The organism is Micrococcus luteus NCTC 2665, from assembly GCF_000023205.1.
Lineage (GTDB): Bacteria > Actinomycetota > Actinomycetes > Actinomycetales > Micrococcaceae > Micrococcus > Micrococcus luteus.
In genome coordinates this window covers 750,813-773,867 of sequence record NC_012803.1, presented here as the reverse complement: position 1 = coordinate 773,867, position 23,055 = coordinate 750,813, and the positions used below count along the sequence as shown (strand labels likewise).

General features: G+C 74.0%; 22 protein-coding genes. 2 read left to right on the top strand and 20 right to left on the bottom strand.

The features are described 5' to 3' along the window. Positions 1 to 2 precede the first annotated feature (2 nt). Positions 3 to 920: a 4-hydroxy-tetrahydrodipicolinate synthase gene (dapA, locus tag MLUT_RS15120; protein ID WP_010079116.1), complete on the bottom strand. Its 918-nt coding sequence runs from the start codon at positions 918 to 920 to the stop codon at positions 3 to 5. A 41-nt stretch (positions 921 to 961) separates the two neighbouring features. Between dapA and MLUT_RS15115 the strand changes: the two genes are divergently transcribed. Then, positions 962 to 2,233, top strand: coding sequence for a heparan-alpha-glucosaminide N-acetyltransferase domain-containing protein (locus tag MLUT_RS15115; protein WP_010079117.1), 1,272 nt, complete (start codon positions 962 to 964; stop codon positions 2,231 to 2,233). A 17-nt stretch (positions 2,234 to 2,250) separates the two neighbouring features. On the opposite strand, the gene MLUT_RS15110 is transcribed toward MLUT_RS15115, so the two are convergent. The 5 genes from MLUT_RS15110 to rpsO form a co-directional block, all read right to left on the bottom strand. Next, a complete protein-coding gene (locus MLUT_RS15110) occupies positions 2,251 to 2,769 on the bottom strand; it encodes a hypothetical protein (RefSeq protein WP_010079118.1) in 519 nt (172 codons plus the stop codon). After that, positions 2,762 to 3,553, bottom strand: a complete 792-nt coding sequence (gene dapB / locus MLUT_RS15105; protein ID WP_010079119.1) for a 4-hydroxy-tetrahydrodipicolinate reductase — start codon at positions 3,551 to 3,553, stop codon at positions 2,762 to 2,764. The genes MLUT_RS15110 and dapB overlap by 8 nt, the downstream gene beginning before the upstream one ends. Before the next feature lie 43 nt (positions 3,554 to 3,596). Beyond that, the gene (locus MLUT_RS15100; protein WP_029248224.1) at positions 3,597 to 4,925 is read right to left on the bottom strand and encodes a M16 family metallopeptidase; all 1,329 of its coding nucleotides are present in this window, start codon (positions 4,923 to 4,925) and stop codon (positions 3,597 to 3,599) included. Between the two features lie 93 nt (positions 4,926 to 5,018). After that, positions 5,019 to 7,280, bottom strand: a complete 2,262-nt coding sequence (locus MLUT_RS15095) for a polyribonucleotide nucleotidyltransferase (RefSeq protein ID WP_010079121.1) — start codon at positions 7,278 to 7,280, stop codon at positions 5,019 to 5,021. A 295-nt stretch (positions 7,281 to 7,575) separates the two neighbouring features. Then, the gene (gene rpsO / locus MLUT_RS15090) at positions 7,576 to 7,845 is read right to left on the bottom strand and encodes a 30S ribosomal protein S15 (RefSeq protein ID WP_010079122.1); all 270 of its coding nucleotides are present in this window, start codon (positions 7,843 to 7,845) and stop codon (positions 7,576 to 7,578) included. 131 nt (positions 7,846 to 7,976) lie between these two features. On the opposite strand from rpsO, the gene MLUT_RS15085 reads away from it, so the two are divergent. Next, on the top strand, positions 7,977 to 8,981 hold the full coding sequence (locus MLUT_RS15085) for a CPBP family intramembrane glutamic endopeptidase (RefSeq protein ID WP_010079123.1): 1,005 nt from the start codon (positions 7,977 to 7,979) through the stop codon (positions 8,979 to 8,981). On the opposite strand, the gene MLUT_RS15080 is transcribed toward MLUT_RS15085, so the two are convergent. The 14 genes from MLUT_RS15080 to ispG form a co-directional block, all read right to left on the bottom strand. Then, positions 8,959 to 9,801, bottom strand: coding sequence for a class I SAM-dependent methyltransferase (locus MLUT_RS15080; RefSeq protein ID WP_010079124.1), 843 nt, complete (start codon positions 9,799 to 9,801; stop codon positions 8,959 to 8,961). The two genes, MLUT_RS15085 and MLUT_RS15080, sit on opposite strands and share 23 nt — an antisense overlap. After that, positions 9,798 to 10,775 (bottom strand): bifunctional riboflavin kinase/FAD synthetase, encoded by a 978-nt coding sequence (locus MLUT_RS15075; protein WP_010079125.1) that lies wholly within the window; start codon positions 10,773 to 10,775, stop codon positions 9,798 to 9,800. The genes MLUT_RS15080 and MLUT_RS15075 overlap by 4 nt, the downstream gene beginning before the upstream one ends. Next, positions 10,775 to 11,206, bottom strand: a complete 432-nt coding sequence (locus tag MLUT_RS15070; protein ID WP_010079126.1) for a hypothetical protein — start codon at positions 11,204 to 11,206, stop codon at positions 10,775 to 10,777. The genes MLUT_RS15075 and MLUT_RS15070 overlap by 1 nt, the downstream gene beginning before the upstream one ends. Before the next feature lie 11 nt (positions 11,207 to 11,217). Beyond that, on the bottom strand, positions 11,218 to 11,586 hold the full coding sequence (locus MLUT_RS15065) for a hypothetical protein (protein ID WP_010079127.1): 369 nt from the start codon (positions 11,584 to 11,586) through the stop codon (positions 11,218 to 11,220). Next, positions 11,583 to 12,548, bottom strand: coding sequence for a tRNA pseudouridine(55) synthase TruB (gene truB / locus MLUT_RS15060; RefSeq protein WP_080555869.1), 966 nt, complete (start codon positions 12,546 to 12,548; stop codon positions 11,583 to 11,585). The genes MLUT_RS15065 and truB overlap by 4 nt, the downstream gene beginning before the upstream one ends. 13 nt (positions 12,549 to 12,561) lie before the next feature. Further along, the gene (gene rbfA / locus MLUT_RS15055; protein WP_010079129.1) at positions 12,562 to 13,008 is read right to left on the bottom strand and encodes a 30S ribosome-binding factor RbfA; all 447 of its coding nucleotides are present in this window, start codon (positions 13,006 to 13,008) and stop codon (positions 12,562 to 12,564) included. 80 nt (positions 13,009 to 13,088) lie between these two features. Next, positions 13,089 to 15,881 carry a translation initiation factor IF-2 gene (gene infB / locus MLUT_RS15050; protein WP_012750791.1) on the bottom strand — a complete coding sequence of 931 codons (2,793 nt, stop codon included), beginning with the start codon at positions 15,879 to 15,881 and terminating at the stop codon, positions 13,089 to 13,091. Between the two features lie 192 nt (positions 15,882 to 16,073). Beyond that, the gene (locus MLUT_RS15045) at positions 16,074 to 16,373 is read right to left on the bottom strand and encodes a YlxR family protein (RefSeq protein ID WP_231936577.1); all 300 of its coding nucleotides are present in this window, start codon (positions 16,371 to 16,373) and stop codon (positions 16,074 to 16,076) included. A gap of 84 nt (positions 16,374 to 16,457) precedes the next feature. After that, positions 16,458 to 17,444: a transcription termination factor NusA gene (gene nusA, locus MLUT_RS15040; protein WP_012750790.1), complete on the bottom strand. Its 987-nt coding sequence runs from the start codon at positions 17,442 to 17,444 to the stop codon at positions 16,458 to 16,460. Position 17,445: 1 nt separating this feature from the next. Beyond that, complete coding sequence (gene rimP / locus MLUT_RS15035) at positions 17,446 to 18,033, bottom strand: ribosome maturation factor RimP (RefSeq protein ID WP_010079133.1); 588 nt, start codon at positions 18,031 to 18,033, stop codon at positions 17,446 to 17,448. A 129-nt stretch (positions 18,034 to 18,162) separates the two neighbouring features. Next, positions 18,163 to 18,912 carry a sulfite exporter TauE/SafE family protein gene (locus MLUT_RS15030; protein ID WP_174260672.1) on the bottom strand — a complete coding sequence of 250 codons (750 nt, stop codon included), beginning with the start codon at positions 18,910 to 18,912 and terminating at the stop codon, positions 18,163 to 18,165. Positions 18,913 to 18,955: 43 nt separating this feature from the next. Further along, on the bottom strand, positions 18,956 to 20,782 hold the full coding sequence (locus tag MLUT_RS15025) for a proline--tRNA ligase (RefSeq protein WP_010079135.1): 1,827 nt from the start codon (positions 20,780 to 20,782) through the stop codon (positions 18,956 to 18,958). A gap of 122 nt (positions 20,783 to 20,904) precedes the next feature. Continuing rightward, positions 20,905 to 21,837 (bottom strand): GNAT family N-acetyltransferase, encoded by a 933-nt coding sequence (locus tag MLUT_RS15020; RefSeq protein WP_010079136.1) that lies wholly within the window; start codon positions 21,835 to 21,837, stop codon positions 20,905 to 20,907. After that, on the bottom strand, positions 21,812 to 22,996 hold the full coding sequence (gene ispG / locus MLUT_RS15015) for a flavodoxin-dependent (E)-4-hydroxy-3-methylbut-2-enyl-diphosphate synthase (protein WP_065423801.1): 1,185 nt from the start codon (positions 22,994 to 22,996) through the stop codon (positions 21,812 to 21,814). The genes MLUT_RS15020 and ispG overlap by 26 nt, the downstream gene beginning before the upstream one ends. Positions 22,997 to 23,055: the final 59 nt, after the last annotated feature.

Here is a 23,055-nt window from a genome sequence, read left to right as displayed (position 1 = left end):
TTCTAGAAGGTGATGCCGGCCTCCGCGAGGTCGGCTCGGATGACGGAGAGCTCGTCCGGCGTGGCCTGGACGAGGGGCAGCCGCACGGCTGCGGACGGGATGACACCCTGGGCGGCGAGGACGGCCTTCGCGGCCACCGCGCCCTGGACATGGGTCATGATGCCGCGCTGGACGGGGTCCAGCGCGAAGTGGTGATCACGGGCACCGGCCAGGTCGCCGGCGTGGACGGCGTCCACGAGCTGGCGGTACAGCTCGGGGGCCGCGTGCGCGGCCACCGAGACGACCCCCACGGCGCCGAGCGCCATGAGCGGCAGGGTCGCGCCGTCGTCGCCGGAGTAGAGGTCGAGGTCCGTGTGCGCCAGGACGGTCGTGGTGGACTGCAGGTCCCCCTTCGCGTCCTTGAGCGCACGGATGTTGGGATGCTGCGCGAGCGCGATGACCGTCTCGGGCTCGATCGGCATCACGGAGCGGCCCGGGATGTCGTAGAGCATGATCGGCAGGTCCACCCCGTCGGCCACGGTCTCGAAGTGCGCGCGGATGCCGGCCTGGTTGGGCTTGTTGTAGTACGGGGTGACGAGCAGCAGCCCGTCCACGCCCGTCTCGGCCGCGCGGCGCGACAGCTCGAGGGTGTGCGCCGTGTCGTTGGTGCCGGTGCCGGCCACGACCCTGGCGCGGTCCCCCACGGCCTCGACGACGGTGCGGAACATCGCCACGTTCTCGTCGTCCGTGAGCGTGGAGGTCTCGCCGGTGGTGCCGGTGACCACGAGGCCGTCGGCCCCGCGGTCCACCAGGTGCTCGGCCAGCGCGGCGGCCGCCTCGAGGTCCACGGCGCCCTCGTCCGTCATGGGGGTGACCATGGCGGGCACGACCGTGCCGAAGAGCGGCTCGGAGGGGATGACGGCGGAACGGACGGCACTCATGGGCCCCACCCTACCTGCGAGACTGAAGGCCCGCGCCGTCCGTGGCCCCTCCGCGACGCGCGGCGACCCGAGAGGAGCCCGCCCTGCGTCCCGCCCCGCCCCCCGCCGCCGTCCGCCCGGACCGGCCCGCGCGTCGTCGGCTGCCCGGCGTCGACGCGGCTCGCGGGATCGCCCTGCTCGGCATGGTCACCGTCCACGTCGTCGACCCGGTGACGGCGGACGGAGCACCCCACCCGGCGTTCCTGTGGTTCGCCGGCCGCGCCTCGGTGCTGTTCGTCCTGCTGGCCGGGGTCGGGCTGGCCCTGTCCACGGGGGGCGCGACGCCGGCCACGGGGATCCGGCGCGCGGCGCTGCGCCGCCTGATCGCCCGCCGCGCGGGTCTGCTGTTCGTGCTCGGGCTCGCGTGCGGGACGCTCGGGGTCCCCGTGGCCGTGATCCTGTGCCACTACGCCCTGCTCTTCCTGCTCGCGCTGCCCCTGCTGGGCCTGCGCGCCCGCACCCTGGGGGTGATCGCGGGGACGTGGCTCGTGCTCGGGCCTGTGCTGGTGTTCGCGGTGGTCGCGGCCGCACAGGCCGCCCTGGGCCGTCAGGAGTTCTTCGTGGGCGGGCGGCTCTGGCTCTCCCCCGGCCCCGCGGACCTGCTGCGTCCCGGGCTGCTGCTAGCCGATCTGACGGTCACGGGCTACTACCCCGTCCTGTCCTGGGGCGCGTTCCTCGTGCTGGGGCTGGCCCTGGGGCGGCTGCCACTGGACCAGCCCCGCGTGGCCGCCGGGATCCTCGGCGGCGGGGCCGCGGCGTGGGCGGCGGCCGTCGTCGTCGGCGCGGCGGTGCTGCGGGCCCCGGGCACGGTCGGGCGAGTCGCCGCGGCGATCGGCACGGACCCGGCCGAGACGGCGCTCACGCTGCGCACGGGCGAGCCGCGGCTCGCCCTCCTGATCCCGGATCCGCTGTGGCTCGCCCTGCCGACCCCGCACTCCGGGTCCGTGGTGGCCGCCGTGCTCGCGGCGGGCTGGGCGTGCGCCGTGCTGGGCGCCTGCCTGCTGGCCCGGCCCCTGGTCGGGCACGCCGCGCTGCGCCCGCTCGTGGGTGCGGGGCGCATCCCGCTCACGCTCTACGTGGGGCACCTCGTGGTGCTCGCGCTCGTGGACGCGACCGGGATCGACCCGGCCGACGGGGCGCTGCTCGCCGTCCTCGTCCTGCTGTGCCTCATGGCCGGGCTGGCCGCCGAGCTCAGTGGCCGACGGGGTCCGCTCGAGGCCGCGATGGCCCGGCTGCCCCGGGCGGGTGGGGAACGGGCCGTCGGAGGGCGCTGAGCGACGCGTGGGCCGCGTCAGCCGGCGCGGTGCAGGCGGACGGCCTCCCGGGCCGCCTCGCGGGCGCGGCGGCGGTCGCCCGAGGCGTCGTAGGCCAGGGCGAGGCGGTAGCGGGCGCGCCAGTCGCGTGGTGCGGCCTCGGCCTCCACGCGGTACAGCTCGAACTGGGCGTCGGCGGCCTCCCGGTCGATCCGGCCGCCGGGCGAGCGCGGCAGGTCGTCCTCCGGCAGTCCGCCCTCGGCCTCGAGCTGGTCCGCCAGGCGTTCGGTCTGGCGGCCGAACCACACCTCGCGGGCCAGGACGGCCACGGTCACCAGCACCACGAGGATGACGCCCGCGCCGATCGCCTTGGCCAGTGGCTGCGGGGCGCCCACCAGCGCGACGGACGCGTTGAGGGCGAACCCGGCGAACAGCAGCACGAGCAGGCACACGAAGCCGACCCACACCTTGCTCATCACGATCGAGCGGCGGGCGCGGACGGCGGGCGCGGGCGGGCCCACGGCGCCGTCGTCGGGGGTGCGGGAGGGCTCAGCCAAGGTCCAGGTATCCGTCCAGTCCGTAGGTCAGACCCGGGCGGGAGGCCACGGTCCGCAGGCCGAGGACGACGCCGGGCATGTAGGCCCCGCGGTCGAACGCGTCGTGCCGGACCACGAGCTGCTCGCCCGGCCCGCCCAGCAGCACCTCCTGGTGCGCCGCCAGGCCGCGCAGGCGCACCGCGTGCACGTGCACGCCGTGGACGACGGCGCCGCGCGCGCCGTCCGGGTCGTGCTCGGTGGCGTCCGGGGAGACGGGCACGCCGGCTGCGTCCCGGGCCGCGCCGATGAGCTCGGCGGTCCGCACGGCCGTGCCCGACGGGGCATCCACCTTGTCCGGGTGGTGCAGCTCGACGAGCTCGACGGACTCGAAGTACCGCGCCGCCTGCGCGGCGAACGCCGAGGCCAGCACCGAGCCGACCGAGAAGTTCGGGGCGATCAGCACGCCCACCCCCGGTCGCTCAGCCAGCTGCGCCTCCAGACGCGCACGGCGCTCGGGCACCCAGCCCGACGTGCCCACGACCGTGTGCAGCCCGTGCTCCACGGCGAAGGCCACGTTCTCGGGCGAGGCGTCCGGGACCGTGAGGTCCAGGACGTGGGTGGCGCCGGCGTCGAGCACCGCGTCCAGGCGGTCCTGCGAGCCGAGCTCGGCCACGAGCTCCAGACCCTCGGCCACTCGCACCGCGGGCACCGCGTGGCGGCCCATGCGGCCACCGGCACCCAAGATCGCGACGCGCGGGACGTCGTCGGGAGCGGACACGGCGGAGGGGGTGCGGGTCGCGGTCATGGCCTCCAGCCTACGCGGCCCGCACTGGCGGCCGTGGCCGGGGTCAGGCCGGGGCGACGACGACACGCGCCCGGTCCCCCGCGGCCAGGCGCGCGGCCACGGCCCGGACCTGACCGGCGTCGACCTCGCGGACCCGGGCGAGGGAGGCCGCCAGGTCCACGTACTCCCCCGTGACCAGCTCGGCCCGCCCCAGCCGGGACATGCGGGCGCCCGTGGACTCCATGCCCAGCACGGTGCCGCCGCAGATCTGCCCGTGGGCGCGCGCGAGCTCCTCCTCGGTGACGTCTGCCTCGGCCATCCGGTCCAGCTCGGCCTCCATCAGCGCGGCCACCTCCTCCACCCGGTCCGGCTGGCAGCCCGCGTACAGGCCCCAGTAGCCGGCGTCGGAGTACCCGGCGGAGAACGAGTAGGTGTTGTAGGCCAGGCCGCGGCGCTCGCGGATCTCCTGGAACAGCCGCGAGGACATGCCCCCGCCCAGGACGGACTGCATGACGCCCAGGGCGAAGCGGTCCGGGTCCGTGGTGGACAGCGAGCGGCCGCCGACGAGGACGTTGGCCTGCTCGACCGCCTTGGTGACGGTGTGCGTGCCGGTCCGCACCCGCGAGGCCGCGGCCCCGGCGGTGTCCACGGCACGACGCGGGGCGGGAAGGGCTCCCGGGGTGAGCTCCCAGCCCGAGGCGCGCAGGGCGGCGAGGACGAGGCGGCAGACCTCGTCGTGGTCGAGGTGGCCGGCGGCGGTGACGACGAGCTCGTCCGGGCGGTACCAGTGCGTGTAGTGCCCGACCACGTGGTCGCGGGTGACGGCCCGGATCGTCTCGGGCGTGCCGCCGATCGGCCGGCCGAGGGGGTGGCCGTCCAGCATGACCTCGGCGAGCTTCTCGTGGGCCACGTCCACGGGGTCGTCCGCGTCCATGGCGAGCTCCTCGAGGATCACGCCGCGCTCGGTCTCGAGCTCGTCCGGGTCGATCAGGGAGGAGGTGAGCATGTCCGTGAGCACCTCCACGGCCATCGGCAGGTCCTCGTCCAGCACGCGGGCGTGGTAGACGGTGGACTCCTTGGCCGTGCCGGCGTTGGACTCCCCGCCCACGCGGTCGAAGGCGGCCGCGATGTCCATCGCGGTGCGCGTGGGAGTGCCCTTGAAGAGCAGGTGCTCGAGGAAGTGCGTGGCGCCGAAGCCCTCGGGCGACTCGTCACGGGACCCGACGGCCACCCAGTAGCCGATGGTCACCGAGCGCTGGTCCGGCATGGCCTCGGTGAGCACACGGACGCCGCCGGGCAGCACGGAGCGGCGCACCACGGAACCGTTGCCCTCGTCCGCCAGCACGCCGTCGAAGTCCAGGGGGATCTCACGGTGAACACTCATGACGGACATTCTCGCCCATGCGCGACGACGGCGCCGCACCACTCGCTGGGAGGGTGCGGCGCCGTCGTGGTCACCGGGCCGGGCATGCCCGGCCGGGGCGGATCAGGCCTCGGTCTGCGAGGACTCGATCGCGTCCGCGGTCTCGGCCACGGCGTCGGACTCCGCCCCCACCGGGGAGAGGGAGAGCTTGCCGCGGTCGTCGATCTTGGTGATCTCGACCTGGACCTTCTGGCCCACGCCGAGCACGTCCTCGACGTCGTCCACGCGCTTGCCCTCGTTGAGCTTGCGCAGCTCGGAGACGTGCAGCAGGCCGTCCTTGCCCGGGGTGAGCGAGACGAACGCGCCGAACGTGGTCAGCTTCACGACGGTGCCGAGGTAGCGCTCGCCGACCTCGGGGACCTGCGGGTTGGCGATCGCGTTCACCGCGGAGCGCGCGGCCTCGGCCGAGGCGCCGTCGGTGGCGCCGATCAGCACGGTGCCGTCGTCCTCGATGGTGATGTCCGCGCCCGTGTCGTCCTGGATCTGGTTGATCATGGCGCCCTTGGGGCCGATGACCGCGCCGATCTTGTCCACCGGGATGCGCACGGAGATGATCCGCGGGGCGGTGGGGGCCATCTCGTCCGGGGCGTCGATGGCGGCGTTCAGCACGGACAGGATGTGCAGGCGCGCCTCGCGGGCCTGCGTCAGGGCGGAGGCCAGGACGGAAGCCGGGATGCCGTCCAGCTTGGTGTCCAGCTGGATCGCGGTGACGAACTCGGCGGTGCCGGCCACCTTGAAGTCCATGTCGCCGAACGCGTCCTCGGCGCCGAGGATGTCGGTCAGGGCCGCGTACTGGGTCTGGCCGTCCACCTCGGCGGAGACCAGGCCCATGGCGATGCCGGCCACGTGCGCGCGCAGCGGCACGCCCGCGTTCAGCAGGGACAGGGTGGAGGCGCAGACGGAGCCCATCGACGTCGAGCCGTTGGAACTGAGGGCCTCGGAGACCTGGCGGATCGCGTAGGGGAACTCCTCGCGGGCCGGGAGCACGGGCACCAGGGCGCGCTCGGCGAGGGCGCCGTGGCCGATCTCGCGGCGCTTCGGGGAGCCCACGCGGCCGGTCTCGCCGGTGGAGTACGGCGGGAAGTTGTAGTGGTGCATGTACCGCTTGGCCGTCTCCGGCGACAGCGAGTCGATCTGCTGCTCCATCTTGAGCATGTTCAGCGTGGTGACGCCCATGATCTGGGTCTCGCCGCGCTCGAAGATGGCGGAGCCGTGCACGCGGGGCAGGACCTCCACCTCCGCGGTCAGCTTGCGGATGTCCGTCAGGCCGCGGCCGTCGATGCGCACCTGGTCGGTGAGGATGCGGCGACGCACGATCTGCTTGGTGAGGGAGCCGTAGGCCTTGGCGATCTCGCCCTTGCGCTCGGCGAAGTCCTTGCCCTCGCCGGCGAGCTCCTCGAGCACCTCGAGCAGGTAGGCGTACGAGGCCGACTCGCGCTCCTGCTTGTCGGCGATGGAGAAGATCTCGGTCAGGCGGTCCGTGGCGAGCTTCTCGACGGCGGCGTAGGCGTCGTCCTGGTAGTCCTGGAACACGGGGACGTCCACCGGGTCCTTGCCGGCGCGCTTGACCAGGTCGGCCTGGGCCTCGCACAGGGCGCGGATGAAGGGCTTGGCGGCCTCGAGGCCCTCGGCCACGATCTCCTCGGTGGGCGCCTGCGCGCCGCGCTCCTTGACCAGGGTCCAGGAGTCCGGGGTCGCCTCGGCCTCGACCATCATGATGGCGACGTCGTCGCCCACCACGCGGCCGGCCACGGCCATGTTGAACACGGCGCCCTTGAGCTGGGAGTGCTTCGGGAACGCGACCCACTGGCGCGCGCCGGAGCCGTCGTCCATGAGGGCCATCCGCACGCCGCCGATGGGGCCGGAGAACGGCAGGCCGGACAGCTGCGTGGACAGGGAGGCGGCGTTGATGGCCACCGTGTCGTAGATCTCGTCCGGGGCGATCGAGGTGACGGTCACGACGACCTGGACCTCGTTGCGAATGCCCTTGACGAACGCCGGGCGCAGCGGGCGGTCGATCAGGCGGCAGGTGAGGATCGCGTCCGTGGACGGGCGGCCCTCGCGGCGGAAGAACGAGCCGGGGATGCGGCCCGAGGCGTACATGCGCTCCTCGACGTCCACGGTCAGCGGGAAGAAGTCGAAGCCCTCGCGGGGGGACTTGCCCACGGTGGTGGCGGACAGCATCGACGTCTCCTCGTCGAGGTAGACCATGGCGGCGCCGGCGGCCTGCTGGGCGAGGCGCCCGGTCTCGAAGCGGACGGTGCGCTTGCCGTACGAGCCGTTGTCGATGACGGCCTCGGCGAAGGTGATCTCAGGACCCTCCATGAGGGCCTCCTTTCAGGTGGACGGCGCCGCAGGCGTCCCTGTCCCCCTGGTCTTCGATCGAGGCCCTCGGCATCCCGCCGTGCGGCGGGGTCCGGGAGCCACTGTCGAGGACCGCGGGCGATGGGCGCGGAACCGTCGGGTGTGTCAATGATGCGGGGAGGCGCGCCGTGGCGCGCCGGAGTGCCGCAGGCTGCGGCGGTCTCCCCTCGGGACACACTACGTGCGTCCGGGGGCAGACGAAAGGCGGCGCCGGCGCTCGCGGGTCTCCCGCGGGCTCCGGCGCCGCCTCCTCAGGTCACTTGCGCAGGCCGAGGCGCTCGATCAGCGCACGGTAGCGCTCGATGTCGACGTTCTGCAGGTAGCCCAGCATGCGACGACGGCGACCGACCAGGCCCATCAGGCCACGGCGGGTGTGGTGATCGTGCTTGTGCTCCTTGAGGTGCTCGGTCAGGTCCTTGATGCGGCGGGACAGGACCGCGATCTGCACCTCGGGGGAGCCGGTGTCGCCCTCGTGGGTGGCGTACTCCTTGATGATCTGCTGCTTGACAGCGGGATCCAGGGCCATGGTGGGCCTCCTTCACTTCGGTACCGCGAACACGAGCCGCGCCCCGCCGGGGCGGACGACACGGGGCCCACCCCACCGCGGACTGCAGGGAGGCCGAGGGTCGAGTCTACCGCATCGCCTACCCTGGCCCGGTGAGCACCCCACCGGTCCCCCACTCCCCGGCCCCGCCGTCGTTCCCCGTCCGGCCGCCCGCGCCGCCCCTGGATCTGCCGCTGATCGGCCACGACTACCCCGCGCTGCTGCGCACGCCGCGGGCCCGATGGTGGAACCCACTCGCGTCCTTCGGCCTCGTGCTGGCCGGCCTGGTGGGCCTCCTCGTGCTCGGGTGCGTGCTGGGCGCTCTCGCCCTGCTCGCCACGTCCGGGCCCGGACTGCTCGGCGCGGCCGACCCGACGGACGTGGCCGACCTCGACCTGCTCTCCGCGCCCATGGTGCTGCTGAACAACCTCCTGCTCGCCGCACTGATCGGGGTCGCGCTGCTGGCCGTGGCCCTGGGCCACCCCGTCGCCGCCCGCTTCGTCCACTCGGTCGAGGGCCGCGTGCGCTGGCGCTGGCTGGCGCGCTGCGTCGTCGTGCTGACGCTGCTGTTCCTCGCCTACGTGCTGGGCACGTGGGCCCTCGACGGCGCCCCCACGGCCCCGCGCGCGCAGGACTGGGTCTGGCTGCTCGTCATGGCGTTCGTGCTCACCCCCTTCCAGGCCGCGGGTGAGGAGTACCTGTTCCGCGGGTGGCTGCTGCTGGCCGTCGGCACGTGGATCCGCCGGCCGGTCGTGGCCGTCGCGGTCACCGCGGTGCTCTCGGCGGCAACCTTCGCCCTCGCCCACGGCTCGCTCGACCCGTGGATCCTGCTGGACCTCGCCGCGTTCGCCGTCGCCGCCGTCCTGCTCACGTGGCGCACGGGCGGGCTCGAGGCCGCCGTCGCCCTGCACGTGGTCAACAACGTGGTGATCATCGCCGCCGGCACGCTCGTGGGCACCGTCGAGGACAGCTACGTGGACGCCGAGACGGCCGGCTCCCCGGCGGCCACGCTGCTCTCGGTGGCGGTGGTCGCGGTGGCCACGGCGCTGCTGCTCTGGCAGGCCCGGCGGGCCGGGATCGCCCGGACGGTCCCGGTCACCGTGGGCGCCCGCCCCTGACCGGCGCCGCCCACCAGGCCACCGTCACGTAGGGCACCTGCAGGACCGCGTCCGCCGCATGGCCCAGGTGCTCGTGCAGGTACCAGTCGAGGTTGGCCGTCATCCGGGACCGGATCCGCTCGTCCGCGCGCAGCCAGTACGAGCGCGAGGCCATGAGACCGTGCAGTCCCGCCGCGGTCATCGGCTGCGTCCACACCCAGCGCGCGTGCTCCTCCGCCCCGAACGGGGCGGCGAACCGGCGCTGCTCCGGCCGGGCGGCGTGCACGTCCCCGGCGTGCATGATCCGGGTGAGACGGTGCACCCACGGCACCGCCGTGTCGAGCTGGTTCCACACCGCGGCCAGGCGCCCGCCCGGGCGCAGCACCCGTGCGGCCTCCGCGCTCGCCGTGACCGGGTCCATCCAGTGCCACGCCTGGGCCGCCACCACGACGTCGGCGCTCGCGGCCGGTAGGCCCGTCGCCTCGCCCGTGCCCGGCACGGCGCGCACCCGCCCGCCCGTGCCGGCCGCGATCTCGCGTTCCAGGACGGCGCGCATCGACGCCGACGGCTCGAGGGCCGTCACCGTCCGCACCCGGTCCGCCTGGCGGGCCGCGAGCAGCCGGGTGAACAGTCCCGTGCCGGCCCCGAGCTCCACCACGTCCGCGCCGTCGGCGGTGTCCGCCATGACGCGGTCCACCGCGGCGGCCGGGTAGGAGGGGCGGACGGCGTCGTAGTGCTCACCGCCGGTCTCGAAGGGGTTGGGCCCGGCCCGACGGGCCCGGGCCGGGCGCCCCGGCAGGTTCGGCACGGCGGGGGGAGCGCCCAGCTCCGGGGCGCTCACCGATCGGAGGGGGTCGTGGCCAGGATCGCCCGGGCCTCGTCCACGTCCTGCGTGATCTGCGCCACGAGCTTCTCGACGCCCTCGTAGGCGACCATCCCGCGCAGCCGGGCCACGAACTCGACCTCGATGTGCTGGCCGTAGAGGTCGAAGTCCTCCACACGCTCGTCGTGGCGGTCGATCACGTGCGCCTCCACCACGCGGGAGACGTCCTCGAACGTGGGGTTCGAGCCGATGGAGATCGCGGCCGGCCACACGCCGCCGTGCGCGTCGTGCACCCAGCCGGCGTAGACGCCGTCGGCCGGGATCATGCCCTGCACATCCGTTTCGAGGTTCGCCGTGGGGAAGCCGAGCTCGCGGCCGCGCGCGAACCCGTGCACCACCTCGCCGGTGAGCACGTGGTGTCGGCCGAGCACGGCCGCGGCCTGGGCGACGTCGCCCGCGTCCAGGGCCTCGCGCACCCACGTCGAGGAGCAGCGGCGCTCCGGCTCGGCCCCGTGCTCGGCGGGGAACTCCTCGACGGCCTCGACCTCGAAGCCATAGTGGGCGCCCAGGCGCACCATCTCCGCGACGTCGCCGGTGTTGCCCCGGCCGAAGCGCACGTCGTGCCCCACGACCACGACGGCGGCATGCAGCCCGTGCACGAGCATGCCGCGGACGAACTCCTCCGGGGACTGGTCCGCGAACTCGAGGGTGTAGCGCTGCAGGAGCACCGCGTCCAGACCCGCCTCCTCCAGGAGGACGACCCGCTGCTCGGGGCTGATGATGTCCACGTGGGGCACCTCGGGCTGGTGCACGGCGCGCGGGTGCGGGGTGAAGGTCACGGCCACGGCCAGGGCGCCGCGGGCCCGCGCCAGCTCGACGACCCGGCGCAGCACCTCGCGGTGGCCGCGGTGCACGCCGTCGAAGTTGCCCAGGGTGACCACGGTGCGCGGCAGGTCCGTGGGGACCTCGTCCAGGCTGTTCCAGACCCGCATCAGAGCGCCCCCGCCTCGGCCGGGCGGGCGGGGCGGTGCGTCAGCAGCCAGATCAGGCCGACCACCGGTAGCACGAGCGGCACGTAGCCGTAGCCCGCGCCGAACCGGGACCACACGGTGTCATGGGCGAACATCCCCGGATCCAGGACGGTCCACAGGCCCACGCCGACCACGCCGGCCAGCTCCACGAGCACGGCGCCCAGCGCCACCGCCCAGGCGCGCGGGCCGGAGCGGGCGAGCGCGAACGTCGCCACGATGTACACGACCGCCGCGACCGCGGAGAGCGTGTACGCCACGGGGGCGGCGTCGAACTGCGTGAGGATCTGGAAGAGGCTGCGCGCGCTCGCCGAGAGGGCGAACACCGCGTAGACCATGACGATGATCCGGCCGAGACCCTGGTTGTGCGCGGGGTCGCCGTCGCTGGGTGCCATGTCCATCCTCCTCACCACTGCCCGAACCAGATGACCTGCATGCGGTGCAGCATCACCGCGATCGTGGGCCCGACCACGGCCAGCACGAGGTTGGACCACCGGGTCTTGTCCGTGACGGCCCAGCCCACGGCGATCACCGGCACGATCAGGGCGGTGAGGATGTAGCCCCAGAACTCCCAGCCGGGGCCGTTCAGGGTGTCCCCGCCGAGCTGACGGACGGCGGCGGCCGCCGCGTAGACGAGCGTGAACACCTCGACGGCGGCCACCGAGAGGATTGAGGCGTCCGCGGGGTGGCGGCGGATCGCCGTCATCACCACGCAGACCACGAACGAGACGGCACCGATCACCAGTCCCGTCCAGAACCAGGCGTCGAGGATCATGCGGTCCTTCCCTGTCCCGGCCCCTCGGCCGGGGCGAACACGAGCTGGGGCTTGGCGACGTCGGCGCCGCGGCGGCGCACGTCGGAGACGAGGGCGATGACGCGGCCGTCCGGCGCGCGCCCGGCGACGAGCGTCTCACCCGTGCCGGTGGGCGCCACGACCCGCCCGAAGGCGAGCTCGTGCGCCTCGTGCTCCGTCAGCTCGCGCACCGGGAAGAGCCCGGCGGCGGCCTCGGAGAGCTCGGTCATCGCGAAGCGCTCAGCGAGGGCCTCGAGCGTGAGCGCGTCGGCCACGTCGAACGGGCCGACGGCGGTGCGGCGCAGCGCCGTCAGATGCCCGCCGGTCTCGAGGGCCTCGCCCAGGTCGCGGGCGAGCGCCCGGATGTAGGTCCCGGAGGAGCAGCGCACGGTGACGTCGAGGTCGACCAGCCGGCCGCCGTCGAGCCGGCGCAGCTCGTGCACCGTGAACTCGTGCACGGTGACGGGGCGGGCGTCGAGGGTGACGTCCTCTCCCGCGCGGACGCGATCGTAGGCGCGCCGGCCCGCCACCTTGACGGCGGAGACGGCCGAGGGCACCTGCAGGATCTCGCCCGTCAGGGCGGCGACCTGCTCGGCCACGCGCTCGGGCGTGACGGCGTTGGCCAGCCGGGTCTGCACGACCTCGCCCTCCGCGTCGTCCGTGACGGTCGACTGCCCGAGCCGGATCGTGGCCGTGTACGTCTTGTCCGTGCCCGTGATGGCGGTCAGCAGGCGCGTGGCCTTGTTGACGCCGACCACGAGCAGGCCCGTGGCCATGGGGTCCAGGGTACCGGCATGGCCCACCTTGCGGGTGCCCGCCAGCCGGCGGATCCGCCCGACGACGTCGTGCGAGGTCCACCCCTGCGGCTTGTCCACGAGGACGACCCCCGACGCCTCCGTTCCCGGCGCGTCGGGGGCCTTTCCCCCGGTGCTGCGTGCGCTCACCGTGCCGCGGGCCTCAGGCGCGCGGGGCGTCGTCGGCGTCCGGCTCCGCGGTGCGGTACGGGTCCGCGTCACCGGCGTACGACGCGCCCTCGCGCGCCTTCGCCAGCTCGGCGTCCCGCTCCTTGGCTGCGCGGAGGACGTCCTCCAGGTGTGCGGCCGCCTCGGGGACGGTGTCCGCCACGAACTCGAGCGTGGGCACCAGGCGGATGGTGAGCCCGCGGCCCACTTCGCGGCGCAGGATGCCGCGGTTGTCCTGGATTCCCTCGTGGGCGGCGGCCACCGTGGCCTCGTCGCCCAGGACGGTGTAGTAGACGGTGGCGTGCTGCAGGTCGTTGGTCACGCGGACCTCCGTCACGGTGACGGGCTCCACGCGGTCGTCCTTGACGCCGCGGCGCAGCGCCTCGGCCACGAGGACCTTGATGCGCTGGGCCAGGCGGCCGGCGCGTGCCGGATCGGCCATGGTGCGGTTCCTTCCGGTGGTGATGGTTCAGAGGGTGGGACGCGGAAGGCGGGGGTCCGTGCGGGCCCCCGCCCCGGCCGTCAGACGCGCGGCTTCTCCTGCATCTCGAAGGTCTCGATCACGTCGCCCTCCTTGATGTCGTTGAAGCTGCCCAGGCCGATGCCGCACTCGTAGCCCTCGCGGACCTCGGTGGCGTCTTCCTTGAAGCGGCGCAGCGACTCGATCCTGAGGTGCTCGGAGACCACCACGCCGTCGCGAACCAGGCGGGCCTGGGCGTTGCGGCGGATGAGGCCCGAGCGCACGAGCGAACCGGCGATGTTGCCCCACTTGGAGGAGCGGAACACCTCGCGGACCTCGGCCGAGCCGAGCTCGACCTCCTCGTACTCCGGCTTCAGCATGCCCTTGAGCGCGTTCTCGATGTCATCGATCGCGTCGTAGATCACGTTGTAGAAGCGCATGTCCACGCCCTCGCGGTCGGCCAGGTCGGCGACCCGCTCGGCGGGGCGCACGTTGAAGCCGATGATGATGGCGTTGTCCACGGTCGCCAGGTTCACGTCGTTCTGCGTGATGGCGCCGACGCCGCGGTGGATGACGCGCAGCTGCACCTCGTCCTCGCCGACCTCGATCTTGAGCAGCGAGTCCTCCAGCGCCTCGACGGCACCGGACGCGTCGCCCTTGATGATGAGGTTGAGCGTGTCCAGCTTGCCCTCGGCCACGGCCTGGTCGAAGTCCTCCAGGGTGATGCGCTTGCGGCGCTTGGCCAGCTGGGCGTTGCGGTCCGCCGCCTCGCGCCTCTCCGCGATCTGGCGGGCGGTGCGCTCGTCGTCGGTGACGAGGAACGAGTCGCCGGCGCGCGGCACCGAGGACAGGCCGAGCACCTGGACGGGACGCGACGGATCGGCCGCCTCCACGGCGTTGCCGTTCTCGTCGAACATGGCGCGCACACGGCCGTGGGCGGAGCCCACCACCATGGTGTCGCCCACGCGCAGCGTGCCGGTCTGCACCAGCACGGTGACGACGGCGCCGCGGCCCTTGTCGAGGTTGGCCTCGATGGCCACGCCTCGGGCGGCCTTGTGCGGGTTCGCCGTGAGCTCGAGGGCGGCGTCCGCGGTGAGCAGGATCGCCTCGAGCAGCTGGTCGATGTTGATGTTGTTGCGCGCGGAGACGTCCACGAACATCGTGTCGCCGCCGTACTCCTCGGGCACGAGGCCGTACTCGGTGAGCTGACCGCGGATCTTGTCCGGGGCGGCGGTGTCCTTGTCGATCTTGTTGACCGCCACCACGATCGGCACGCCGGCCGACTGGGCGTGGTTGAGCGCCTCGACGGTCTGCGGCATGACACCGTCGTCGGCCGCCACCACCAGCACGGCGATGTCGGTGACCTTCGCACCGCGGGCACGCATGGCGGTGAACGCCTCGTGACCCGGGGTGTCGATGAAGGTGAGGCGACGCTGCTCGCCCTCGTGCTCCACGGGCACCTGGTAGGCGCCGATGTGCTGGGTGATGCCGCCGGCCTCGCCCTCGATGACGTTCGAGGAGCGGATGGCGTCCAGCAGACGCGTCTTGCCGTGGTCCACGTGGCCCATGACGGTGACGACCGCGGGGCGCGGCTCGAGGTCGGCCTCGTCCTCGTTGGCCTCCTCGGCCTCGAGGTCGATGTCGAAGGCCTCCAGCAGCTCCTTGTCCTCGTCTTCCGGGGACACGATCTGGACCTTGTAGCCCAACTCGTCGCCGAGCAGCTGGAAGGTCTCCTCGTCGAGGGACTGGTTGGCCGAGGCCATCTCGCCGAGGGTGAAGAGCACCTTCACCAGGTCGGCGACGTCGGCGCGGATCTTCTCGGCGAAGTCGGCCAGGGACGCACCGCGGCGCAGGCGCAGGACGGTGGTGCCGTCGCCCTTGGGGACCTTGACGCCGCCGATCTCACGCGTGTGCTGCTGCTCGAACTCCTGGCGCTTCGCGCGCTTCGACTTGCGTCCCTTGCGCGGGCCGCCGCCGCGCCCGAAGGCGCCCTGGGCGTTGCCTCGACCGCCACGGCCGCCCGGGCCGCCGGGACGACCCGGACCGCCGCCGGGGCCGCCGCCCGGACGGCCACGGCCGCGGGCCGGCTGCGGGGCCGGGGTGATCTGCTTGGGCATCATGCCCGGGTTCGGACGCGGCCCACCGGGGCGGGGGCCGCCGGCGCCCGCGGCCGGGCGCGGACCGCCCGGACGGGGGCCGCCGGCACCGGCCGGCGGACGGGGGCCGCCCGGACGAGGCGCGCGGTCCTCACGACCGGAGCGCATGCCCTGCGAGGGGGCGAACGGGTTGTTGCCCGGGCGCGGAGCACCGCCACGGCCGCCCGGGCGGGCGCCCGGACGAGACCCGGCGGAACCGCCCTTGGGGCTGAACGGGTTGTTGCCGGGGCGCGGGGCGCCCGGCTTGGGCGCAGCGGCGCCCGGCTTCGGCGCGGCCGACCCCGGCGTGGCCGACGGCTGCGGGGCCTTCGGCTCGGCCGGGACCTGGGCGGCCGGCGTCGGTGCGGCGGGGCCGGGGGTCGGGGCGACGCCCGGCTTGGTCGCGGCGGTGCGGCCCGCGGCGGGACCGGGCGCCGGGGCGCCGGCGTCCGACGTGGGGGCCACGGCGCGCGGCGACGGGGCGGCCGCCGGCTTCGGCGCGGCGGAACGGCCCGCGGCCGGGGCGGCGGGCGTGGAACCGGGCTTGGCGGCGGACTTGCCGGCACCCGGGTAGGCGCTGCGCAGCTTCTTGACCACCGGGGGCTCGATGGTGGACGAAGCCGAGCTGACGAACTCGCCGAGGTCCTTGAGCGTGCTCAAGGCCTCCTTCGAGGTGATGCCGAGCTCCTTGGCGAGCTCATGGACGCGGACCTTGGCCACGGTTCTCCTGTTCTGGCCCCACGGGCCGGAACGGGAGCCGCTCGGGCTGTCCGTCTCAGCGCGTCCTGGGACCGTTGACGTTGCTCCAGGCCGTCGCGCGCGCCACCAGGGCACGCGCACCACGGCCTGCCTGATAGCAGGGGGTGAAGTTCATCGCTGGGCACTCATGCTTCAGTGCTCATCGGGTACGCATCAGATCTCTGACCCGCCTTCATCTGTCGGTCTGTCAGCCGGTGCCTCCGCGGTGCGGACCAGCGCGTCGGCGTCGACGGCGGACCGGAAGGCCCGCCCGAACGCGCGGCGGCGCAGGGCGCGGTGGAGGCATTCCTCGCCGGGGTGCAACCACGCACCCCGGCCGGGACGGCGTCGTTCCGGGTCCCAGACGACGGATGGGGGTTCCGTCGAGGAGTCCAGGGCGACGCGCACCAGCTCTTGCTGATCCGCCCTCGATCGGCATCCGATGCAGGTGCGCACGACCGTCCGAGACGTCATGCGTTCACCCCTCACGGGCGTCGGATCGAGAAAGGACCTCATCCATCCTAGCGCGTCCGGGCCCGGACCTGTTCCCGGGGACGGTCAGCGGCCCGGGGCGGAGGTGGTGACCCCGTCGCCGACGATGTCGATCCGCCAGCCCGTGAGCTTGGCCGCGAGGCGGGCGTTCTGGCCCTCCTTGCCGATGGCCAGGGACAGCTGGTACTGCGGCACCACGGCGCGGGCAGAGTGCTGGTCCGCGTCGAGGATCTCCACCGAGACGGTCGTGGCGGGCGAGAGGGCGTTGGCGATCATCGCGGCGGGGTCGTCCACGTGGTCGATGATGTCGATCTTCTCGTCGTTGAGCTCCGTCATGACGGCGCGCACGCGGCTGCCCATCTCGCCGATGGAGGCGCCCTTGGCGTTCACCCCGGGGCGGGTGGCGCGCACGGCCATCTTGGTGCGGTGGCCGGCCTCGCGGGCCAGTGCCGTGATCTCGACCGAGCCGTCCGCGATCTCCGGGACCTCGAGCTCGAAGAGCTTGCGCACGAGGCCGGGGTGCGAGCGGGACACCGTGACGGACGGGCCCTTGGCGCCGCGCGTCGCGGAGACCACGTAGGCGCGGATCCGGCGGCCGTGCGCGTAGTCCTCGCCGGGCACCTGCTCGGGCGGCGGGAGGACGGCCTCGAGGGTGCCGAGGTTCACCTGGACCATGTGGCGGTTCAGGCCCTGCTGGATGACGCCGGAGACGAGCTCACCCTCCTTGTCCTTGAACTCGCCGAGGACCTTGTCGTCGTCCTCCTCGCGCATGCGCTGGATCATCACCTGGCGCGCCGTGGAGGCGGCCACCCGGCCGAAGCCGTTCGGGGTGTCGTCGAACTCGCCAATGGGCGTGTCGTCCTCGTCCAGCTCCGTGGCCCACGCGGTGACGTGGCCGGTCGCGCGGTCGATCTCCACGCGGGCGCGCTTCAGGGCCCCCGGGGTGCGGTGGTACGCCATGAGCAGGGCCTGCTCGATGGTGGGGATGAGGCGGTCCATCGGGATCTCCCGCTCCGCCTCCAGCATGCGCAGCGCGCTCATGTCGATGTCCAACTCATGCCTCCGTGTGCTCGGCCGTGTCCTCGCCCGCGGCGGCGTCGGCGTCGCCGGCCTGCTGAGCGGGGCTCCACTCTACCTGCACGATCGCCGGACCGAGGCGGTCGAGGGCGACCCGCTCGGCGGGCAGCTCCTTGACCCTCATGCCCTTCTTCGCGGGCGGGCGCACCACGGCCAGCTCGACGTCGTCGTCCGTCACGTCCTTCAGGCGGGCGGTCACGGGCGCGGCGCCGTCGACCGAGACCTCGACGAGACGGCCGACGTTGCGGGCGAGGTGACGGGGCTCGGTGAGCGGGCGGTCCACGCCCGCGGTGGTGACCTCCAGCAGGTACTCCCCCGCGCCGACGCCGGGCACGTGGTCGCCCAGGGCGTCGAGGGCGGCGGAGACCCGGCCGGAGAGGCGGGCGACGTCGTCCAGGCTCAGGCCGTAGGTGCCCGAGGCGCGGTCGAGGACCACCTCGACGGTGCGGTGCTCGGCGGTGCCCGTGGCGCGCACCTGCTCCACCACCACGTCGTCGGCTGCCAGGGCCTCCTCGACGCGGGTGCGCAGCTCGGCGTGGTCGTCGCGGCGGTCGGTGCTGTCCATGGGGTGCCTCACTCGTCGGGTCGGGGCCGCCGCGCCACGCGGGCCGGGGCCGGGTCGGGATCCGGGGCCGAGCCTACCGGCGGCCCACGGCGGGGCCGAGTGCTCCCGACCGGGTCGGACGGGCCGCGGTCAGCGCAGCAGCGGGGCGAGGGTGTCCGCGCCGACCTTGACGATGAGCGCGGTCACCACCGTGAGGTACACCACGCGGATGAAGCCGGTGCCGCGGGCGATCGCCATGCGGGCCCCCACGTAGCCACCCACCAGGTTGGCCGCACCGAGCAGCAGCCCCAGGCCCAGCACCGCGTGCCCCGAGGGCACGAAGTACGCGAGCGCGCCGAGGTTGGTCGCGAGGTTGACCACCTTCGCCTGTGCCGAGGCGTGCAGGAAGTCGAACTTGAGCAGCAGGACCAGCCCCAGGATGAGGAACGTGCCCGTGCCGGGGCCGAGGACCCCGTCGTAGAAGCCCACCGCCGCGCCGAGCGCCACGGCCCGGGCCAGCGCGGTGCTCCGCCGCGGCCCCACGCCGGCGACCTGCCCGAGGCCCGGGCGCACGGCCGTGAACACGGCGACGGCGATCAACGCCACCAGGATCACGGGCCGGATCACGCCGGCCGGCAGATGCGCGGCGACCACGGCCCCGCCCAGGGCCGCCGCGAAGGCGACGGCGGCCATCGGCAGTGCGGTGGACAGGTCCTGCCGCAGGCGCCGCCGGTAGGTGAGCGCCGACGTCGCCGTGCCGAACACCGAGCCGAGCTTGTTGGTGGCCAGGGCCTGGATCGGGCTCAGCCCGGGCACGAGCAGCAGGGCCGGCAGCTGCAGCAGGCCGCCCCCGCCCACGACGGCGTCGATCCAGCCCGCCGCGAAGCCCGCGGCGAGCACGAGGACGAGCAGTCCGGCGGTCAGCTCGACGGCGCCGAACCACTCAGCGCCCGTCGCGCACCTCCGCGAGCACGGCCGCGACGGCCCCGTCCACGGGCACGGGGCGGGCCTCGCCGGTGGCACGGTCCTTGAGCTCGAGCTCGCCGTCGGCCAGGCCGCGGCCGATCACCACGGTGGTGGGCACGCCGATGAGCTCGGCGTCCTTGAACTTCACGCCCGGGCTGACCTTCGGACGGTCGTCCACGAGCACGGTCAGGCCCTCGGCCTCGAGGCTCGCGGCGAGCGTCTCGGCGGCGGCGAGGCCGTCCTCGCCCTTCGTGGCGACGACGACGTGCACGTCCGCCGGGGCCACGGCGCGCGGCCACGCCAGGCCCTTGTCGTCGTGGTAGCGCTCGGCGATCGCGGCGACGGCGCGCGTGATGCCGATGCCGTAGGAGCCCATGGTCACCACGACCTGCTTGCCGTGGACGTCGAGGACCTTCAGGTCGAGGGCCTCGGCGTACTTGCGGCCGAGCTGGAAGATGTGGCCCATCTCCATGCCGCGGCGGGTGTGCAGCGGGCCGGAGCCGTCGGGGGCCTCGTCGCCCTCACGCACCGCGGTGGCCTCCAGCACGCCGTCCCACGTGAAGTCGCGGCCGGCCACGAGGCCGAACACGTGGCGCTGGTCCGCGTTCGCGCCGGTGATCCACGCCGTGCCGGGGGCGATGCGCGGGTCCACGAAGAAGGGCAGGCCCGAGACGGAGTCGTCCGCGCCGAGCACCGGGGTGCCCTCGACCGCGTCGACGGCCGCGGGGCCGATGTAGCCCTTGACCAGGGCGGGGTGCTCGGCCAGGTCCGCGGCGGTCGCGGCCTCGAGCGTGGGCTCGCCGACCACGCCGAGTGCCGAGCCCACGGAGGCCTCGAGACGCTTGAGGTCCACCTCACGGTCGCCGGGCACGCCCACGACGAACGGGCGGCGCTCACCGCCGTCCACCACCGCGGTGACCACGACGCACTTGAGCGTGTCCGCGGCGGTCCACGGCTCGCCCTCGCGCGGGGCCAGCTGGTTGGCGACGTCCACGAGCGCGGCGATGGTGGTGGAGACCGGGGTGTCCTTGACCTCGGCGGCGGGCAGGGCCGCCATGGCGGCCTCGTCCAGCGGGGCGGGGGCCACCGTGGTGACGGCCTCGACGTTGGCCCGGTAGCCGCCGTCGGACTCGACGAAGGTGTCCTCGCCCACCTCGGTGGGGTGCAGGAACTCCTCGGAGCGGGAGCCGCCCATCGCACCGGAGGTGGCCCGCACCGGCACGACCTCGAGGCCGAGTCGGTCGAAGATCCGCAGGTAGGCGGCCCGGTGGGCCTCGTACGCGGCGTCCAGGCCGGCGTCGTCCACCGTGAAGGAGTAGGAGTCCTTCATGATGAACTCGCGCCCGCGGAGCAGGCCGGCGCGCGGGCGGGCCTCGTCCCGGTACTTGGTCTGGATCTGGTACAGGTACGCGGGCAGGTCCTTGTACGAGGAGTACAGGTCCTTCACCAGGAGCGTGAACATCTCCTCGTGCGTGGGGGCCAGGAGGTAGTCGTTGCCCCTGCGGTCCTGCAGGCGGAACAGCCCGTCGCCGTACTCGTCCCAGCGCCCCGTGGCCTCGTAGGGCTCCCGCGGCAGCAGCGCCGGGAAGTGCACCTCCTGGGCGCCGATCGCGTCCATCTCCTCGCGCACGATCCGCTCCACCTTGGCCAGCACCTTCAGGCCCAGCGGCAGCCACGAGTAGATGCCCGGGGCCGCGCGACGGATGTACCCGGCACGGACGAGGAGCCTGTGGCTCGCCACCTCGGCCTCCGCCGGGTCGTCGCGCAGGGTGCGCAGGAACAGGGTGGACATGCGCAGGGGCATGACGGGGGCCTCCTCGGACAGGCTCGCGCGGTCGGGGGCGGCGCGCGGGACGGGACGACGCCGGCACGGGAGTGCCCGGCGTCCTGACCGCCGATCCTATCGCCCGCCCAGGGTCCGCCGGGTCAGTACAGGACGGTCGCGAACGTGCCGCGCCGTTCGAACCCCACGCGCTCGTACGTGCGCAGCGCGGGGGTGTTGTACGCGTTGACGTAGAGGCTGACCACGGGCGCCTGGAGGCGCACGTAGTCCACGACGGCGGCCATCGCCGACACCGCCAGCCCTCGGCCGCGCGCGGCGGGGGCCATCCACACGCCCTGGATCTGGGCGCACCGGGAGGAGAGCAGCCCGATGTCCGCCTTGAAGCGCAGCGGGCCGCCCGCGTCGCGCGGGCCCGGGTCGATGAAGACGCGCCCGGCCTGGATCAGCCGCTCGACGCGGTACCGGTACTGGGCCGCGCCGCCGGCGAACGGGGAGAAGCCGAGCTCCTCCTCGAACATCGCCGCGCTGGCCGGCAGGACGCGCGCGAAGTCGCGTGGCTGCGCCTGCACCACGGACGGGTTCGGGTCGATCCCCCCGGCCGTGCCCAGCACGAGCAGCGGCTGGTCGGGGCGCACGGACCGGGACCGGTGGCCCGCGGCGGCGAGGGCCTCGCCGGCGGCCAGCACGGGACCGGCCGGGCCGTAGATCGACCCGTACCGGCGGCGCAGCGCGGCGGCCGCCGCGCCGAGCGCCTCCGCGTCGCCCGGCGCCCAGCCCGCGTCCGGGGCCTCGGACGCGGCGACCGGCACCACGTTCGAGCCGATCCAGACGGCCGCGCGCAGCCCCCCGGCGCCCGGGGCGTCGTCGTCGATCCCGAGGAACAGGGTGCCCGCCGCTCCCCCGCGCGGGCCGGCCAGGCGGCCCGCCTCGAGCAGGGAGTCCACGAACACGTTGGACACGGGGGCACGGGCGGACAGGGCCGCGAGCGCGGCGGTGTCCGCGTCGGTCAGCAGGCGGACGCGGTCACCCGTGGCGGCCCGGACCTCCCGGTCAGTGGACGGAGACCACCGGGGCACCGGCGGCAGCCTGGTCACCGCCGTCCTCCCCCAGGTCCATCTCACCGGCGATCCGGTTGGCCTCCTCGATGAGGGTCTCCACGATCTGGTCCTCGGGCACGGTGCGGATGACCTCGCCCTTGACGAAGATCTGGCCCTTGCCGTTGCCGGAGGCGACGCCGAGGTCGGCCTCGCGGGCCTCGCCCGGCCCGTTGACGACGCAGCCCATGACGGCCACCCGCAGCGGGACCTCGAGGTCCTGGAGGCCCTCGGTGACCTGCTCGGCCAGCGTGTACACGTCCACCTGGGCGCGGCCGCACGAGGGGCAGGAGACGATCTCGAGCTTGCGCTCACGCAGGTTCAGGGACTGCAGGATCTGCAGGCCCACCTTGACCTCCTCGACCGGCGGCGCGGAGAGGGAGACGCGGATGGTGTCGCCGATGCCCTGGCCGAGCAGGTAGCCGAAGGCGGTGGCGGACTTGATGGTGCCCTGGAAGGCCGGGCCGGCCTCGGTGACGCCGAGGTGCAGCGGCCAGTCACCCTGCTCGGCGAGCAGCTCGTAGGCGCGGGCCATGATCACCGGGTCGTTGTGCTTGACGGAGATCTTGAAGTCCTTGAAGCCGTGCTCCTCGAAGAGGGAGGCCTCCCAGACGGCGGACTCGACGAGGGCCTCCGGGGTGGCCTTGCCGTACTTCTGCAGCAGGCGCGGGTCCAGGGAGCCGGCGTTGACGCCGATGCGGAGGGAGGTGCCGTGGTCCGAGGCGGCCTGCGCGATCTCCTTGACCTTGTCGTCGAACTTCTTGATGTTGCCCGGGTTCACGCGCACGGCGCCGCAGCCGGCCTCGATCGCCGCGAACACGTACTTCGGCTGGAAGTGGATGTCCGCGATCACGGGGATGGTGGACTGCTGGGCGATGACCTTGAGGGCCTCGGCGTCCTTGTCCGTGGGGCAGGCCACGCGGACGATGTCGCAGCCGGCGGCCGTGAGCTCGGCGATCTGCTGCAGGGTCGCGCCGATGTCGTGCGTCTTGGTGGTGGTCATCGACTGCACCGAGACGGGGTGCTGCGAGCCGACGCCCACCGAGCCCACCCGGATCTGCCGGGTGGTGCGGCGCGGGGCCAGCACGGGCGGCGGGGCGGACGGCATTCCAAGGCTGACGGGCACGGGGGCGCTCCTCATGGGTTCTGGGGGTCGACGGCGCGGGGCCGCCGGGTTCTCCGGCCCATCCTAGGCGCGCG

Excerpts from the sequence above, each read along its gene's own strand:
- dapA (WP_010079116.1), bottom strand. The coding sequence starts at position 920 with ATGAGTGCCGTCCGTTCCGCCGTCATCCCCTCCGAGCCGCTCTTCGGC.
- dapB (WP_010079119.1), bottom strand. The coding sequence starts at position 3,553 with ATGACCGCGACCCGCACCCCCTCCGCCGTGTCCGCTCCCGACGACGTC.
- MLUT_RS15100 (WP_029248224.1), bottom strand. The coding sequence starts at position 4,925 with ATGTCCGTCATGAGTGTTCACCGTGAGATCCCCCTGGACTTCGACGGC.
- MLUT_RS15095 (WP_010079121.1), bottom strand. The coding sequence starts at position 7,280 with ATGGAGGGTCCTGAGATCACCTTCGCCGAGGCCGTCATCGACAACGGC.
- rpsO (WP_010079122.1), bottom strand. The coding sequence starts at position 7,845 with ATGGCCCTGGATCCCGCTGTCAAGCAGCAGATCATCAAGGAGTACGCC.
- MLUT_RS15075 (WP_010079125.1), bottom strand. The coding sequence starts at position 10,775 with ATGCGGGTCTGGAACAGCCTGGACGAGGTCCCCACGGACCTGCCGCGC.
- MLUT_RS15070 (WP_010079126.1), bottom strand. The coding sequence starts at position 11,206 with ATGGCACCCAGCGACGGCGACCCCGCGCACAACCAGGGTCTCGGCCGG.
- MLUT_RS15065 (WP_010079127.1), bottom strand. The coding sequence starts at position 11,586 with ATGATCCTCGACGCCTGGTTCTGGACGGGACTGGTGATCGGTGCCGTC.
- rbfA (WP_010079129.1), bottom strand. The coding sequence starts at position 13,008 with ATGGCCGATCCGGCACGCGCCGGCCGCCTGGCCCAGCGCATCAAGGTC.
- MLUT_RS15045 (WP_231936577.1), bottom strand. The coding sequence starts at position 16,373 with ATGACGTCTCGGACGGTCGTGCGCACCTGCATCGGATGCCGATCGAGG.
- rimP (WP_010079133.1), bottom strand. The coding sequence starts at position 18,033 with ATGGACAGCACCGACCGCCGCGACGACCACGCCGAGCTGCGCACCCGC.
- MLUT_RS15025 (WP_010079135.1), bottom strand. The coding sequence starts at position 20,782 with ATGCCCCTGCGCATGTCCACCCTGTTCCTGCGCACCCTGCGCGACGAC.
- ispG (WP_065423801.1), bottom strand. The coding sequence starts at position 22,996 with ATGAGGAGCGCCCCCGTGCCCGTCAGCCTTGGAATGCCGTCCGCCCCG.